Below are 14,264 nucleotides of genomic sequence, written 5' to 3' on the forward strand. Positions count from 1 at the left end.
GGGTCGTTTCGTTCCCGTAATCTGAGTGCGTGGTCAATCTGGCGCGTCGGGGGAGCCGCAACGCTCGAGCCGAGACGAGAATCCTCCGCGCCCAGAGCTACACGTTCAACGACCCCATGTGGGGCCCCCGGCCCAAGCGCGGCGCGCACCGGATCCGCCGGCCGCCGCGCAAACGGTCGTTCTGGAAAGAGCTGCCCATCCTCGTGGTGGTGGCCCTCGGCCTGACGTTCGCGATCCAGACATTCATCGCCCGGCCGTACATGATTCCGTCCGGCTCGATGGAGCTGACGCTGCACGGCTGCCCGGGTTGCACGCCGGACCGGGTGCTGGTGGACAAGATCACCTACCGGTTCTCCGACCCGCAGCCCGGTGACGTGGTGGTGTTCAAGGGCCCGGGCCCGTGGGTGGGGGACGAGCAGATCGAGGAGAGCACCGGAATCGCCGGTTTCTTCCGTGAGCTCGGGTCGATGATCGGGCTCGCGGCGCCGGACGAGCGGGACTTCGTCAAGCGGATCGTCGCCGTCGGCGGCCAGACCATCAAGTGCTGTGACGCGAAGAACCGGGTGCTCGTCGACGGCAAGCCGCTGGACGAGCCGTACCTGTACTTCGAGCCGGGCAGAGGCACGCGTCAGCAGGAGTTCGCCGAGGTCACCGTGCCCGAGGGGTCGGTGTTCGTCATGGGCGACAACCGCAACAACTCCAGCGACTCGCGCGTGCAGGGCGGCGGGGGCGTCCGGGGCACGGTTCCGGTGGAGAACATCATCGGCAAGGCCCAGTTCATCGTGTGGCCGCCGGGCCGCTGGGGCGGCATCAGCGACTACAACCCGCAGTCCGGCTCGGGGTGACGGTGGTAACCGACGGTCACCGAGGTGTCGCACGGAAGGTGGCGCTTCGTCTCCCGTAATGTGGCGGACGTGGGTGATGACGTGTCCGACGAAGCTTCCGCCGAGGGGCCGCAGGAGGAGCCGGAAGAGCAGCGCGAGGACAAGAAAAAGCGCTCGTTCTGGAAAGAACTGCCGATCCTGCTGTTGATCGCGATCGTGCTGACGTTCCTGATCCAGCAGTTCATCGCGCGGCCGTACATGATCCCGTCCGGATCGATGGAGCGGACGTTGCACGGTTGCACCGGGTGCACGCCGGACAAGGTCTTGGTGAACAAGATGGCGTACCTGTTCGACGACCCCGAGCCGGGCGACGTCGTGGTGTTCCGTGGGCCGCCCGCGTGGGTGAACGACATGCAGATCACGCGCAGCGACGGGATCGCCGGGTTCTTCCAGGAACTGGGGTCGATGATCGGGCTCGCGCCACCGGACGAACGAGACTTCATCAAGCGCGTCATCGCGGTCGGCGGACAGAAGGTGCGCTGCTGCGACAGTCGGAACCGGGTCCTGGTGGACGGCAAACCGCTGGACGAGCCGTACCTCTACTATCCGCCGGGTATGCCGCACAAGCAGCAGTCGTTCAAGGAGTTCACGGTGCCCGACGGGCATGTGTTCGTGTTGGGCGACAATCGGAACAATTCGGCTGACTCGCGCTTCCAGGGCGGCGGTGGAGTCCGGGGTACCGTGCCGGTGGACAACGTCATCGGCAAAGCCCAGCTCATCGTCTGGCCGCCCGCTCGGTGGGGAGGCGTGAGCGACCACAACCCGCAGGGTGGGACGTGATGGCTCGACACCGTAGAGCCCCTTGGTGGCCGGACCGGGTGCTCATTCGCCGGGACTCCGGGAAGTGGGGGTTGCAACGTGCGCTCGACCGCCGTGGGCTCGGGCCGGTTGCCGGTGTCGACGAGGCCGGGCGTGGCGCGTGTGCGGGGCCGCTGGTGGTCGCCGCGTGCGTGTTGCGGCACTCGGACGCCCAGCGGCTGCCCGAACTGACGGATTCGAAATTGCTGACGCCGATCGCGCGGGAGCGGGTGTTCGAGCAGGTGAAGCGTCGCGCGGTCGCGTACGAGGTCGTCGTCATCCCGCCGCAGGAAGTCGACCGGGACGGCGTGCATGCGGCCAACGTTGCGGGCATGCGCCGAGCGATCGCGCGGTTGAATCCGCATCCGGGGTACGTGCTGATCGACGGGTTCCGTGTGCCCGGTCTGACGGCGCCGAGTGTTCCGGTCGTCAAAGGCGATCGGGCCGTGGCGTGTGTTGCGGCGGCGTCGGTGCTGGCGAAAGTGACGCGAGATCGTCTGATGATGCAGCTGCACGAGCGGTATCCGCACTACGGCTTCGACGAGCACAAGGGGTACAACACGCCCGAGCACGGGGCCGCGCTCAGCGCGCACGGGCCGTGTGAGGAGCATCGGTGGTCGTTCGCGAACGTGGCCATGGCGGGCATGCAGCGAGGGATNACGCCACCGCGGCGGGTGCAGCGCAGTGCGGCATCGATCCGTAACGCTGCGTGTGCCGTGGAACCGTTGGATGCCGAGACGTCCGAGGTGGGCCAGAATGGGAGCTTGGAGCTCGTCAGACAGCTAGGAGGAGCCGCAACCGGATGAGCGCGGAGGACCTCGAGAAGTACGAGACCGAGATGGAGCTCTCGCTGTATCGCGAGTACCGCGACATCGTCGGTCAGTTCACCTATGTGGTGGAGACCGAGCGGCGCTTCTACCTGGCCAATTCGGTCGACGTGCAGGTACGGGACGCCGCGGGTGAGGTCTACTTCGAGGTGCGGATGTCCGACGCCTGGGTGTGGGACATGTATCGGCCCGCCAGGTTCGTCAAGAACGTTCGAGTGATCACGTTCAAGGACGTCAACGTCGAGGAGCTGGAGAAGCCCGACTTGCGGCTGCCGGAGGGCGGTCCCTTCCCGCCGTAGGGCCCTGGCGCCCTGACCGGATGCAAGGCCCTCTGCAGCGATCGCGCGGGCCCTGCCGTCGCGCGGTTCGGCGCCGTGCGCCTGCCGACTCCACCGTTCCGGTGCTCCGTCGTGCGTGGCTGTCGAACCCCTGCCGTCGGGCGGTCCTCTTCGAGCACCTGCCGGCCCGGTCGTCGGGTCGTTCCACCGTGCGTTGCTGCCGGTCCTGCTGTCGGGGCTGTTCGGCCTGGTGCGGGTTTCGGCGCCCTGCTATCGGGCTGTTCGGCCTGGTGCGGGTTTCGGCGCCCTGCAGTCGGGGCTGTTCGGCCTCGTGCGGCTTTTGGCGCTCTGCTGCCGCGCCGTTCCGCCTCGCGCGGTGACCGGCCTCGTCGCCCGGCCGTTCGCGCTCCTGCGCGCGCCTCCGGGTTGTCCACAAGCTCCAGTTATCCACACCCGGCCGGGTTCGCGCTGTTGCCGCTGCGAGCTGAAGTCCATCGTGGTTGGTGGATGTCAGCGAACTGGGGGTAGCGGTGGGCTCAGTCCAAGAACGTGCGCGAAGTCAGCGATCGCTGGCTCGGCAAGGCGAACAGTTGGCCGCGGAATACTTCGAGCAGCGCGGGTGCACCGTGCTCGCGCGTAATTGGCGATGTCGCGAGGGCGAGCTGGACATCGTCGGCTACGACGGTCGCACGTTGATCGTCTGCGAGGTCAAGACGCGGTCCGGTTTGCGCTGCGGCACGCCGGCCGAATCGGTCACTCCGGGAAAGATGGCGCGGATCCGACGCGCGGCGAGTAAGTGGTTGAGCACTTTCGGGGTCCCGCCAGGGCCGGTGCGATTCGACGTGGTGTCGGTGTTCATGCCGCCTGGCCAGAGACCGCGGCTGCGGCACATTCCGGGAGCGTTCTGATGCCGGTGGCACGTGCGTGGTCGATGGCGCTGGCCGGTCTGGAGGGACGGCTCGTCGAGATCGAGGCCGATATCGGTTCGGGTTTGCCGGGCACGAAAATGGTCGGCTTGCCCGATACCGGGGTGCGCGAGGCGAAGGACAGAGTGCGATCGGCCATCCGGAACTCCGGACTGCCATGGCCGACGAGCCAACTGACGCTCGGCTTGTCGCCGGCGAACCTGCCGAAAGTCGGCTCCGCGTACGACGTGGGCATCGCCGTGGCGGTGTTGGCCGCCTGCGGGGTCGTACCGGCGGAGAAGCTGGCGTCCGCCGTGTTGATCGGGGAGCTCGCCCTCGACGGTCGGCTGCGGCCGGTGCGTGGCGTGCTGCCGAGTTTGCTCGCCGCCCGTGCGCACGGTCTGAAGCTGGCTGTTGTCCCGGAGGCGTCGTTGGCGGAAGCCGCGCTGGTGGACGGTATCGACGTCGGGGGAGCACCGGACCTGTCGGCAGTCGTGAACTGGTTGCGCGACGTAGGGCCACTCAGTGCTCCGCCGGACGCTCCCGCAAGTCCGCGGAAAGAGGAGCCGCCGCCCGACCTCGCCGACGTTGCGGGTCAGTCGGATGCGCGCTGGGCACTCGAGGTGGCTGCCGCGGGTGGACACCACCTGCTGATGGTCGGCCCACCCGGTGTCGGGAAGACGATGCTGGCCCGTCGTCTACCCGGTCTGCTCCCTCCGCTGTCGGACGACGAAGCCTTGGAAGTCGCCGCGGTGCAATCGGTGGACGGAAGCCTCGATGCCGGAGCGTCGTTGGTTCGGACGCCGCCATTGGTCGCACCGCATCACTCGATATCGCTCGCCGGGCTGATCGGTGGTGGCCCGGGAATCGCCATGCCTGGTGCAGTCAGCAGGGCGCACCGAGGGGTGCTCCTACTGGACGAAGCCTGCGAATTCGGACCGCACCGGCTGGAAGCATTGCGCACGACGTTGGAGGAAGGCGAGGTGCGGCTGTCGCGCGCTCGCGGTTCGGTGGTGTACCCGGCGCGATTTCAGCTGGTGTTGGCCACCAACCCGTGCCCGTGCGCTCCAGCGCGCGACGAAGACTGCACGTGCTCCCAGCAGACTCGTCGCCGTTATCTGGGCCGGTTGTCCGGCCCACTGCTGGACCGGGTGGACATTCGCGTGCACCTGCGGCCGATCTCGGTGGCGGAGTGCTATGGCGCCGATCGTCGGGAGACCACGGCCGAGGTTCGCGAGCGGGTCATCGTCGCTCGCGAGCGGTCCCGGGCGCGATGGGCTGCTTATGGGTGGCGAACGAATGCCGAGGTTCCCGGTCCGAAATTGCGTACCGAGTTCGCTTTGCCGAGTCGAGCGACCGAATTGCTGCGGCGTGCTCTCGCGCGAGGTCATCTCACGGCCCGCGGCGCCGATCGGTGTCTGAGGCTGGCCTGGACGCTGGCCGACCTCGCCGGGCTGGAGGTCCCGACCAGTGCCGAAGTCGCCATGGCCATGGACTTTCGTGAGCGGGTGCCGGCATGAGGACCACTGAGGAGTGGTTGGTGAGGGCCTACCTACTGCGGGTCGCCGATGCCGCTACGGCCTCGGACTTCGGAGAGCGGGGTACCGGCGTGAGGGTTCCCGAGGTGCGGTGGCTGCCGTGGGTCGCCGATGCCGCTGTGGCGTCGGACTTCGGAGAGCGGGGTACCGGCGTGAGGGTTCCCGAGGTGCGGTGGCTGCCGCGGGCCGCCGATGCAGCCGGGGTCGTGGATCGCCGTGAAGGGTGCCGGCATGAGGCTCACTGAGGAGCGGGTGGCGCGAGCCTACCTGCTGCGAGTCGCGGAACCACCTGCGGCGGCCCTCGCTGCATTTGTCTCCGCGCACGGTCCAACCGAAGCAGCCGAGCGCGTGCGTGCCCGGCAGGTTCCGCCGGCAGTTGCGCAGGAAACGGAAGCGAGAGCCCACCTCACGGTGACCGCCGCCGATCTTGAGCGCGCACAGGAGAAGCTGGGCGCCCGACTGATCACGCCCGAGGACGATGAGTGGCCTTCCTGGCCGTTGCTCGCGCTGACGGTCGCCGGTGCTCGCGGAATCAAGGGGATGAGCGCTCCGATCGCTTTGTGGGCCCGCGGTGGCGGACGCCTCGACGGGGCCGTCAAACGCTCGGTGACGATGGTCGGATCCCGGGCAGCCAGCAGCTACGGCGAACACATTGCATCCGATTGGGCGTTCAGCCTGGCCACTGAGGGGGTCGCAATTTTCTCCGGTGCTGCTTACGGGATCGATGCGGCGTCTCACCGTGGCGCACTCGCCGCCGCAGGCGTGACCGTCGCCGTTCTTGGTTGTGCATTGGATGCCGGTTACCCGGCCGGCCACGGGCGACTGCTCAACAAGATCGCCGAGCGCGGTCTGGTGTTGAGCGAGTACTCCCCGGGAACACCGCCCGCTCGGCACCGGTTCCTGGTCCGCAACAGATTGCTTGCCGCGCTGAGTGCAGCGACTGTGGTTGTCGAAGCAGGATTACGAAGCGGGGCGCGCAACACCGCGAACACGGCTCGACTCCTCGGCAGACCCGTCATGGCGGTGCCGGGCCCGCTGATCTCCCGCAATTCGGCTGGCTGCCACGACCTCATCCGCAATGAGCGGGCGGCTTTGGTGACGTCCGCAGCACAGGTGCTCGAGGTCGTCGGCGCGCTGGGCGCGGACCTTGCCGCGGAGAGCGAACCCCCGCCGCGAGCGACCGATCAACTCACTGGCGATGCCCTGCTCGTTCACGAGGCGCTGGCGGACACTCCGAAGACCGTCGAGCAGCTGGTGGTGGACGCCGGAGTTGCGGAGCGAGCGGTGCGCTCCGTGCTCCCTGCGTTGGAAGTCGAGGGCTTCTGCGAGCGCACGGAGGCCGGTTGGAGGCTGGCTCGCGCCCCGACTCGGGCGGATCCCACCTGGAAAGGCTGAGCCCGCTGTCGACCGCATGGTTTTGTTCCGGCCCTCCGGCCCGACGCTCGGGCTGCGCGGGCATGCCCGGTTTGCCCATGTGGGCTCGGGAGTGCGGGCGGCCACGCCACTGCTGGCGAGGCCGGTCCGAGCGGCCGGGCTCGCGGAGCCGCCCCGGCCCAAGCGACCACTGCGCAACAGCCCGGACGGTCGAAGTGTTGCGATCAAGTTGTTGCGAAAGATCACTCGGCTGGGTGCAGGCGGTCGGGTTGTTGCTGGGAGCGTGCGACACGAAGATCCGGATACTTGACGCCCGGCAGTGCTTACCCCAGGTTGATGAACATGGGGACCAGGTCCCCGGCGACCAGGCCGGACCTTCAGCGAGCGCGGGACGCGTTGCCCGCCGCGTGCGAGCGGATCGTGGCGGCATTCGAGCGTCATCTCCGCTCCGAGCGCGGGTTGTCACCGCATACGGTTCGGGCCTACGTAGGGGATGTCGTCTCGCTCCTGGCGCATCTGCACGGCATCGACCTTGCCGCGCCGCCGAAGCCTCGCGCCGCGCCAGAGGGCTCGCCGCCCCACGACGGATCTCAGCCAGAAGATCCAGGCGACGTGGAGGCGGTGTCAGACGACGCGAGCATCGAGGGCCTTGACGTCCGCGAACTGCGGAGTTGGCTGTCGAGCCAGCACACGGCGGGAGTCGCGCGCACGACACTGGCAAGGCGAGCGGCCTCGGCTCGAACGTTCACCGCGTGGGCGGTGAAGCAGGGCTACCTGGAGACCGATCCCGGCGAGCGCCTGGAGGCACCGCGTCCGCATCGCAAACTGCCCACCGTTCTGAGCAAGGATCAAGCCACCGATCTCATGCGGGCATCAGCGCTCGGGGCTGAGCAGGACAACCCCGTGGCGCTGCGTGACCACGCCATCGTCGAGCTGCTGTACGCGACGGGCATTCGCGTGGCGGAGCTGTGTGCGCTCAACATCGACCAGATCGACTTTTCCCGGCGCCTGCTGCGCGTGATCGGTAAAGGCAACAAGGAACGGGTGGTGCCGTTCGGTCAACCGGCGGCCGCCGCGCTGCAAGCGTGGCTGGATCGTGGCCGGCAATCACTTGCGCGGACACACGCCAGCGATGACGATGCTCCCGTGTTCGTGGGGGTTCGGGGTGGACGAATCGATCAGCGCACGGTGCGCAAGGTGGTGCATGACGCCACCTCGGCCGTGCCGGGCGCGGCGGACATCGGACCACACGGTTTACGCCACTCCGCGGCGACTCACCTACTGGACGGGGGTGCGGACCTTCGCAGCGTTCAGGAGTTACTCGGTCACGCTACGCTAGCGACCACCCAGCTCTACACTCATGTCACCGTTGACCGGCTGAAGGCAATACATGACCGAACGCATCCCAGGGCCAGGTGAGCGCACCCGCGCCGCAGCGGCTCGCTCGGCCGTGGAGCCCGATGCCGCTGGGGACCGGGCAAAGCGTGACGTACCTGCGCAGGTTCGAGCTGCGGCCATGACCAAAGCGGAGGCCAACGGCCAGTCCGACGAAGCCATCGACGCGTTGTGGCGACAGTTCGCCGAGAACCCGACGCGTAGCCTTCGCGACCGCCTTCTGCTGCACTACGCTCCGCTGGTCAAGTACGTGGCAGGCAAGGTCGGCACCGGATTGCCCACGCACATCGACACGGGTGACCTCGTCGGGTCGGGAATCTTCGGCCTGGTCGACGCCATCGAGAAGTTCGACCCCAGCCGAGGCTGGAAGTTCGAGACCTACGCGATGCAGCGCATTCGCGGCGCGATTCTCGACGATCTCAGGTCGCAGGACTGGGTGCCGCGGGCGGTGCGCAGCCGGGCTCGCGAGGTCGAGCGAGCGATCGAACGACTGAGCGGCAAGCTCAATCGCACCCCCACCGACGAAGAACTGGCCCGCGAACTGGACATCACGGTCGACGAGCTCCGAGACCTCTACGGACAACTGCGGCTGACCAGCGTCGTGGCGCTGGAGGAACTCCTCTCGCCGGGGCGGGAGTCGGCATCCCTCGTCGAAGCCTTGCAGGACGAGGACGCGCCGGACCCGGTGTCCGTGCTGGTCGACCGGGACAACCGCAGGCAACTCGCCGACGCGATCGCCCAGCTGACCGAGCGTGACCGGATCATCGTCAGCCTCTACTACTTCGAGAGCCTCACGCTGGCTGAGATCGGCAAGGTCCTCGGCGTCACCGAATCGCGCGTCAGCCAACTGCACACGCGCGCCGTGCTGCGGCTGCGCGCCAAGCTCACCGAGCAGGCCTCCGTCTAGCCGGTCCACGGCTTCAGCCGAACAACCGACCGCGACCTGACGAGCTGGAGAGGATCCAGATACTGCAGTTCGGGCACCGTGCGCAACGCACCCCAGTGCAGGCACGCCGCTTCCGGACAGCCCTCGTGCCCCGACTCGAGCGTGCCGATGCGTTGACCCTCGTAAACCTGATCACCCACCTTCACCTCGGCACGCACGGGTTCATATGTCGTGTGCACTGCGTCGTGCTCGATCGAGATGACTCCTCGCCCTGCCAGCTTGTCCGCGTAGACCACCACGCCCGCGCTTGCGGCGAGCACCGGTTGCCCGCGGCGCCCTCCGAGGTCGACCCCACGGTGGCCGGCACCGAAGGGGGTGTCGGGAGGGTCGAAGCTGCGGACCACCGGGGGAGTTGGGTGCAACGGCCACGCAAACCTGCCTCGGGTCGGCGTCCCAGGGTCGCCGGCTGACGACCGAATTGCTGGGCGAGCAGACGACCGTGTGGCCGGGTCGGCTGAGGAACGCGTTGCTGGGTCAGCTGACGACCGTGTGGCCGGGTCGGCTGCGGAACGCGTTGCCGGGTCGGCTGCGGAACGCGTTGCCGGGTCGGCTGAGGAACGCGTTGCTGGGTCAGCTGACGACCGAGTGGCTGGGTCGGCCGATGGTCGCGTCGCTGGGTCGTCGTCAGCTGTCGTGTGGCGAGCCCGGCCGCCGCGTGCGACGTCGGTGTCACTCGTGTAGGCACGTAACGACACCTGTTCCGGCGGCGGGTGCAATGCCGTCGGTGCGTCCAGGACGGCGGTGGCCGCAACAAAGCTCGAAACCGCACTGCCACTCATCGCGACCGCAACGGCAAGACACAGCGCAACTGGCCACGGGACGAAACGCTGCCGACCGCCACCGGTGCGGTGCACACCTTGATGCCGTGCGAGGAAGTTCGTCATGCCGCGAGCATCGCCGGTTTCGACCAGCCGACGGGAGCCGTTTCCTCTTCCGTTGTGGATAACCGGGTGGGTGTGGACAACTGCTCGCGCGAGCGCCGCATGCGGCCCCTAGGGACGACGCGTTGTTCGGGCGATACTCGGAGTGGACAAGACCGACGCACGCCAGTCGCTCCGGCACGGTTCACCCCTGGTGGGGAGGCCTTCCGCATGACGTTCGCCCAGCTCGGACGTCTTCAGCCGCGCCCGGTACACTGCACGACAGCGGCTCGCACTGCGAGCTGACTTCGCGTGCGCGTGCAATGCCTCAAGGCAACGGCGCTCTGCGGTCCCCGCCGCCAACGTCGGAGGGGTCAGAGTACCGGCACCGCACCAGGGCCGCCGTCCACCCGGACGGTGGCGACAACCGACAGGCGGGCTCCGGCGTCGACCGGGCCCCACGAGCAGAAGAAGGTGCTTTCCGGCCATGGCCGTCGTCACCATGAAGCAGCTGCTGGACTCGGGTGTCCACTTCGGGCATCAGACCCGCCGCTGGAACCCGAAGATGAAGCGCTACATCTTCACCGAGCGCAACGGCATCTACATCATCGACCTCCAGCAGACGCTGTCCTACATCGACAAGGCGTTCGAGTTCGTCAAGGAGACCGTCGCGCACGGCGGCACGATCCTGTTCGTCGGCACCAAGAAGCAGGCGCAGGAAGCGATCGCCAACGAGGCGCTGCGGGTCGGTATGCCGTACGTCAACCAGCGCTGGCTGGGCGGCATGCTCACCAACTTCCAGACCGTGCACAAGCGGCTTCAGCGGCTCAAGGAGCTGGAGTCCATGGAGCAGACGGGTGGCTTCCAGGGTCTGACCAAGAAAGAGATCCTGATGCTGACCCGCGAGAAGGACAAGCTGGAGCGCACGCTCGGCGGCATCCGGGACATGTCCAAGGTGCCCAGCGCGGTGTGGGTCGTCGACACCAAGAAGGAGCACATCGCGGTCAGCGAGGCGCGCAAGCTCAACATCCCGGTCGTGGCGATCCTGGACACCAACTGCGACCCGGACGAGGTGGACTACCCGATCCCGGGCAACGACGACGCGATCCGGTCGGCTTCGCTGCTGACCAAGGTGATCGCCGAGGCGGTTGCGGCAGGGCTGCTGGCCAGGGCCGGCGCGCGCAACGGCGCGGTCGCCGACGGTGAGGACAAGCCCGAGGTGGCAAGCGACGAGCCGCTCGCTGAGTGGGAGCAGGAGCTGCTCACCAGCGACAAGCCCAGCGAGACCGCTGCCAGCACCAACTGACCGAAGCCACGAGAGGGACACACGGACACATGGCGAACTACACCGCGGCGGACGTCAAGCGCCTCCGCGAGCTGACCGGCGCCGGCATGATGAACTGCAAGAAGGCGCTGGAGGAGAACGACGGCGACTTCGACAAGGCGGTCGAGTACCTGCGCATCAAGGGCGCCAAGGACGTCGGCAAGCGTGCCGAGCGCTCCACCGCCGAGGGCCTGGTGGCCGGTAACGGCGGGGCCCTGGTCGAGCTGAACTCGGAGACGGACTTCGTCGCCAAGAGCGAGGAGTTCGTCTCGCTGGCGGACAAGATCGTCGAGATCGTCAAGGCCACCAAGGCCAACGACGTCGAGACGGTCAAGGCCGCGGAGCTGGACGGCGGCACGGTCGAGTCGGCCATCCAGGCGCTGTCGGCCAAGATCGGCGAGAAGCTGGAGCTGCGGCGCGTCGCCTTCTTCGAGGGCAAGACCGAGACGTACCTGCACCGGCGGGGCGCCGGCCTGCCGCCCGCGGTCGGCGTGCTGATCGAGTACGAAGGTGACGATGCCGAGGCCGCCCGTGGCGCGGCCATGCAGGTGGCGGCGCTCAAGGCGCGTTACCTGACCCGCGACGAGGTGCCTGCCGACGTCGTGGAGAAGGAGAAGGCGATCGCCGAGAAGACCGCCATCGAGGAGGGCAAGCCCGAGCGGGCACTGCCCAAGATCGTCGAGGGCAAGGTCAACGCCTACTTCAAGGACAACGTGCTGCTCGAGCAGCCGTCGGTGACCGACAACAAGAAGACCGTGAAGCAGCTGCTCGACGCTGCGGGGGTAACCGTAAGCCGGTTCGTCCGGTTCGAGGTCGGCCAGGCCTGACGTCGAGGCGGCATAGATCGTGAGTAACGTTTGTGCCCCGTCCCGAGACCTCGGGGCGGGGCACAAATGCGGTAGGAGGCGGCGTGGGCACTGACGGACGGGGGACGAGCACGCGGGGCTATCGCAGAGTGCTGCTCAAACTCGGTGGCGAGATGTTCGGCGGCGGGTCGGTCGGCGTGGACCCGGACGTGGTGCACACCGTCGCCGTGCAGATCTCCGAGGTGGTACGCAGCGGCATCCAGGTAGCGGTCGTGATCGGCGGCGGGAACTTCTTCCGTGGCGCCGAGTTGCAGCAGCGCGGCATGGACCGGGACCGGGCCGACTACATGGGCATGCTCGGCACCGTGATGAACTGCTTGGCGTTGCAGGACTTTCTGGAGAAGGAAGGCATCCCGACCAGGGTGCAGACCGCCATCACGATGGGTCAGGTCGCCGAACCCTACATTCCGCGCCGCGCCGAACGGCACCTGGAGAAGGGCCGCGTCGTGATCTTCGGTGGCGGTGCGGGTCTGCCGTACTTCTCCACCGACACCACGGCTGCACAGCGGGCGCTGGAAATCGGCTGCGAGGTCGTGCTGATGGCCAAGGCGGTGGACGGGGTCTACTCCGCCGACCCACGCAAGGACCCCAATGCCACCATGTACACCACCATCACGCACGCCGAAGCGCTGGAGAAGGGCCTGAAGGTGGCCGACTCCACGGCGTTCTCGCTGTGCATGGACAACAACATGCCGATCATCGTGTTCAACTTGTTGGTCGAGGGGAACATCGCCCGCGCGGTGCGTGGTGAGAGGATCGGCACGCTGGTCGCCACCCCGGCCAGTCGCGAGCAGCTGGACTGAAGGAGTCACCGTGATCGACGAGACACTCCTCGAGGCAGAGGAGAAGATGGAGAAGGCCGTAGAGGTCGCGAAAGATGACTTGACGTCGGTCCGCACGGGGCGCGCCGCTCCAGCCATGTTCGCGCGCATCACGGTGGACTACTACGGGGCGCCGACGCCGCTGAACCAGCTGGCCAGCATCAACATCCCGGAAGCGCGGATGGCGGTGGTCAAGCCGTACGACCAGTCGCAGCTCGGCGCGATCGAGAAGGCCATCCGGGATTCGGACCTCGGCGTCAACCCCACCAACGACGGCACGATCATTCGCGTGGTGTTCCCGCAGCTGACCGAGGAACGCCGCCGCGAGATGGTCAAGGTCGCCAAGAGCAAGGGTGAGGACGCCAAGATCGTCGTCCGTGGTCTGCGGCGCAAGGCCAAGGAAGAGCTCGAGCGGCTGAAGAAGGAGGGCGAGGTCGGCGAGGACGACGTCTACCACGCCGAGAAGGAGCTGCAGACGTTGACCGACCAGTACGTCCAGCAGATCGACGAGCTGGTCAAGCGCAAGGAAGCCGAGCTGCTCGAGGTCTGAGGTGCCTCGACAGCCGTTGGATTCCGAGCGCTCAGCTCGCGTGATCGATGTGAACGACTCCGCGCAGGAGTCCGCAGGCCGGAAGCCGTCGCGCGCCGGACGTAATCTGCCTGCGGCCATCGGGGTCGGGGTACTGCTCGGTGCGGCGATCCTGGCGTCGCTGCTGATCGAGCGACACTGGTTCATCGCCATCGTGTCGATCGCGATGCTGATCGGGAGCTGGGAGTTCAGCCAGGCGCTGCGCGCGGCCGCCGGCATCCGAGTCCAGCTGATCCCGGTTCTTGTCGGCGGTCAGGCGATCGTGTGGTTGTCCTGGCCGTTCGGTGTGGTCGGCATCGTGGTGCCGCTCGTGCTCACCGTCCTGTTGTGCCTGCTCTGGCGCTTGCCCGGCGGCACGGACGGCTACCTGCGCGATGTCGCCGCGTCCGCCCTCGCCGTCGTGTACCTGCCTCTGTGCGGCGCCTTCGCCGTCCTCCTGCTGTTGCCGGAGGACGGCGCCAACCGGGTCATCGCGTTCATGCTGGGGGTGGTGGCCTCGGACGTGGGCGGCTACGCGGCGGGTGTGCTCAAGGGCAAGCATCCGATGGCGCCCTCGATCAGCCCGAAGAAGAGCTGGGAGGGCTTCGCCGGTTCACTGATCGCCGGCGTGGGCGTCGGCATGCTGTCGGTGCACTTCCTGCTCGACGGCCAGGTCTGGCAAGGCGCCTTGTTCGGCGCGGCGATCGTGCTGACCGCCACCCTCGGCGACCTCGTGGAGTCGTCGATCAAGCGTGACCTGGGGATCAAGGACATGGGCACGCTGCTGCCCGGACACGGAGGGCTCATGGACCGGTTGGATTCCATGCTGCCCTCCGCTGTCGTCGCGTGGGGCATGCTGGCGTTGTTCCTGCCCGCCTGA

At 67.7% G+C, this 14,264-nt stretch carries 14 protein-coding genes and 1 pseudogene; 14 read left to right on the forward strand and 1 reads right to left on the reverse strand.

Annotated elements, in window-relative coordinates; all coding sequences use genetic code 11:
* Positions 1-116: 116 nt before the first annotated feature.
* The 9 genes and pseudogenes from lepB (YWM_RS22625) to YWM_RS0107875 all read left to right on the forward strand — a co-directional run bounded on the left by lepB (YWM_RS22625) (position 117) and on the right by YWM_RS0107875 (position 8,906).
* On the forward strand, positions 117-845 hold the full coding sequence (lepB, locus tag YWM_RS22625; protein WP_156914706.1) for a signal peptidase I: 729 nt from the start codon (positions 117-119) through the stop codon (positions 843-845).
* A gap of 81 nt (positions 846-926) precedes the next feature.
* A pseudogene (lepB, locus tag YWM_RS22630) lies at positions 927-1,652 on the forward strand (signal peptidase I); the annotation flags it as partial.
* Positions 1,653-1,663: 11 nt separating this feature from the next.
* Complete coding sequence (locus YWM_RS22635; RefSeq protein ID WP_052344666.1) at positions 1,664-2,488, forward strand: ribonuclease HII; 825 nt, start codon at positions 1,664-1,666, stop codon at positions 2,486-2,488.
* The gene (locus YWM_RS0107850; RefSeq protein WP_028850263.1) at positions 2,485-2,808 is read left to right on the forward strand and encodes a DUF2469 domain-containing protein; all 324 of its coding nucleotides are present in this window, start codon (positions 2,485-2,487) and stop codon (positions 2,806-2,808) included. The genes YWM_RS22635 and YWM_RS0107850 overlap by 4 nt, the downstream gene beginning before the upstream one ends.
* Before the next feature lie 569 nt (positions 2,809-3,377).
* A complete protein-coding gene (locus YWM_RS0107855; RefSeq protein ID WP_245565960.1) occupies positions 3,378-3,695 on the forward strand; it encodes a YraN family protein in 318 nt (105 codons plus the stop codon).
* Complete coding sequence (locus YWM_RS0107860; protein ID WP_028850265.1) at positions 3,695-5,212, forward strand: YifB family Mg chelatase-like AAA ATPase; 1,518 nt, start codon at positions 3,695-3,697, stop codon at positions 5,210-5,212. Before YWM_RS0107855 ends, YWM_RS0107860 begins: the two co-directional genes overlap by 1 nt.
* Positions 5,213-5,461: 249 nt before the next feature.
* Entirely contained in the window at positions 5,462-6,625 is a 1,164-nt protein-coding gene (gene dprA, locus YWM_RS0107865; RefSeq protein WP_043660184.1) for a DNA-processing protein DprA, read from the forward strand.
* Positions 6,626-6,946: 321 nt separating this feature from the next.
* Positions 6,947-8,023: a tyrosine recombinase XerC gene (locus YWM_RS0107870; RefSeq protein WP_028850267.1), complete on the forward strand. Its 1,077-nt coding sequence runs from the start codon at positions 6,947-6,949 to the stop codon at positions 8,021-8,023.
* The gene (locus tag YWM_RS0107875) at positions 7,995-8,906 is read left to right on the forward strand and encodes a FliA/WhiG family RNA polymerase sigma factor (protein ID WP_084612245.1); all 912 of its coding nucleotides are present in this window, start codon (positions 7,995-7,997) and stop codon (positions 8,904-8,906) included. Before YWM_RS0107870 ends, YWM_RS0107875 begins: the two co-directional genes overlap by 29 nt.
* On the opposite strand, the gene YWM_RS27045 is transcribed toward YWM_RS0107875, so the two are convergent.
* Positions 8,903-9,829 (reverse strand): peptidoglycan DD-metalloendopeptidase family protein, encoded by a 927-nt coding sequence (locus YWM_RS27045; protein WP_342664935.1) that lies wholly within the window; start codon positions 9,827-9,829, stop codon positions 8,903-8,905. The two genes, YWM_RS0107875 and YWM_RS27045, sit on opposite strands and share 4 nt — an antisense overlap.
* 463 nt (positions 9,830-10,292) lie before the next feature.
* Here YWM_RS27045 and rpsB point away from each other — a divergent pair, with 463 nt between their 5' ends.
* From rpsB to YWM_RS0107905, 5 genes are all read left to right on the forward strand, one after another.
* A complete protein-coding gene (rpsB, locus tag YWM_RS0107885) occupies positions 10,293-11,111 on the forward strand; it encodes a 30S ribosomal protein S2 (protein ID WP_028850269.1) in 819 nt (272 codons plus the stop codon).
* Positions 11,112-11,140: 29 nt separating this feature from the next.
* A complete protein-coding gene (gene tsf / locus YWM_RS0107890; protein ID WP_028850270.1) occupies positions 11,141-11,956 on the forward strand; it encodes a translation elongation factor Ts in 816 nt (271 codons plus the stop codon).
* Positions 11,957-12,039: 83 nt separating this feature from the next.
* Positions 12,040-12,798: a UMP kinase gene (pyrH, locus tag YWM_RS0107895; RefSeq protein WP_028850271.1), complete on the forward strand. Its 759-nt coding sequence runs from the start codon at positions 12,040-12,042 to the stop codon at positions 12,796-12,798.
* A 10-nt stretch (positions 12,799-12,808) separates the two neighbouring features.
* Entirely contained in the window at positions 12,809-13,366 is a 558-nt protein-coding gene (gene frr, locus YWM_RS0107900; RefSeq protein ID WP_028850272.1) for a ribosome recycling factor, read from the forward strand.
* Positions 13,367-13,415: 49 nt separating this feature from the next.
* Positions 13,416-14,264, forward strand: a complete 849-nt coding sequence (locus YWM_RS0107905) for a phosphatidate cytidylyltransferase (RefSeq protein WP_245565962.1) — start codon at positions 13,416-13,418, stop codon at positions 14,262-14,264.

Source organism: Thermocrispum municipale DSM 44069 (assembly GCF_000427825.1).
Taxonomy (GTDB): Bacteria; Actinomycetota; Actinomycetes; order Mycobacteriales; family Pseudonocardiaceae; genus Thermocrispum; species Thermocrispum municipale.

What these genes read in the sequence shown, in the direction of transcription:
- YWM_RS27045 (WP_342664935.1), bottom strand. Translation starts at nt 9,829, where the DNA reads ATGACGAACTTCCTCGCACGGCATCAAGGTGTGCACCGCACCGGTGGC.
- rpsB (WP_028850269.1), top strand. Translation starts at nt 10,293, where the DNA reads ATGGCCGTCGTCACCATGAAGCAGCTGCTGGACTCGGGTGTCCACTTC.
- YWM_RS0107875 (WP_084612245.1), top strand. Translation starts at nt 7,995, where the DNA reads ATGACCGAACGCATCCCAGGGCCAGGTGAGCGCACCCGCGCCGCAGCG.
- lepB (WP_156914706.1), top strand. Translation starts at nt 117, where the DNA reads ATGTGGGGCCCCCGGCCCAAGCGCGGCGCGCACCGGATCCGCCGGCCG.
- tsf (WP_028850270.1), top strand. Translation starts at nt 11,141, where the DNA reads ATGGCGAACTACACCGCGGCGGACGTCAAGCGCCTCCGCGAGCTGACC.
- YWM_RS0107870 (WP_028850267.1), top strand. Translation starts at nt 6,947, where the DNA reads ATGGGGACCAGGTCCCCGGCGACCAGGCCGGACCTTCAGCGAGCGCGG.
- YWM_RS0107860 (WP_028850265.1), top strand. Translation starts at nt 3,695, where the DNA reads ATGCCGGTGGCACGTGCGTGGTCGATGGCGCTGGCCGGTCTGGAGGGA.
- YWM_RS0107850 (WP_028850263.1), top strand. Translation starts at nt 2,485, where the DNA reads ATGAGCGCGGAGGACCTCGAGAAGTACGAGACCGAGATGGAGCTCTCG.
- dprA (WP_043660184.1), top strand. Translation starts at nt 5,462, where the DNA reads ATGAGGCTCACTGAGGAGCGGGTGGCGCGAGCCTACCTGCTGCGAGTC.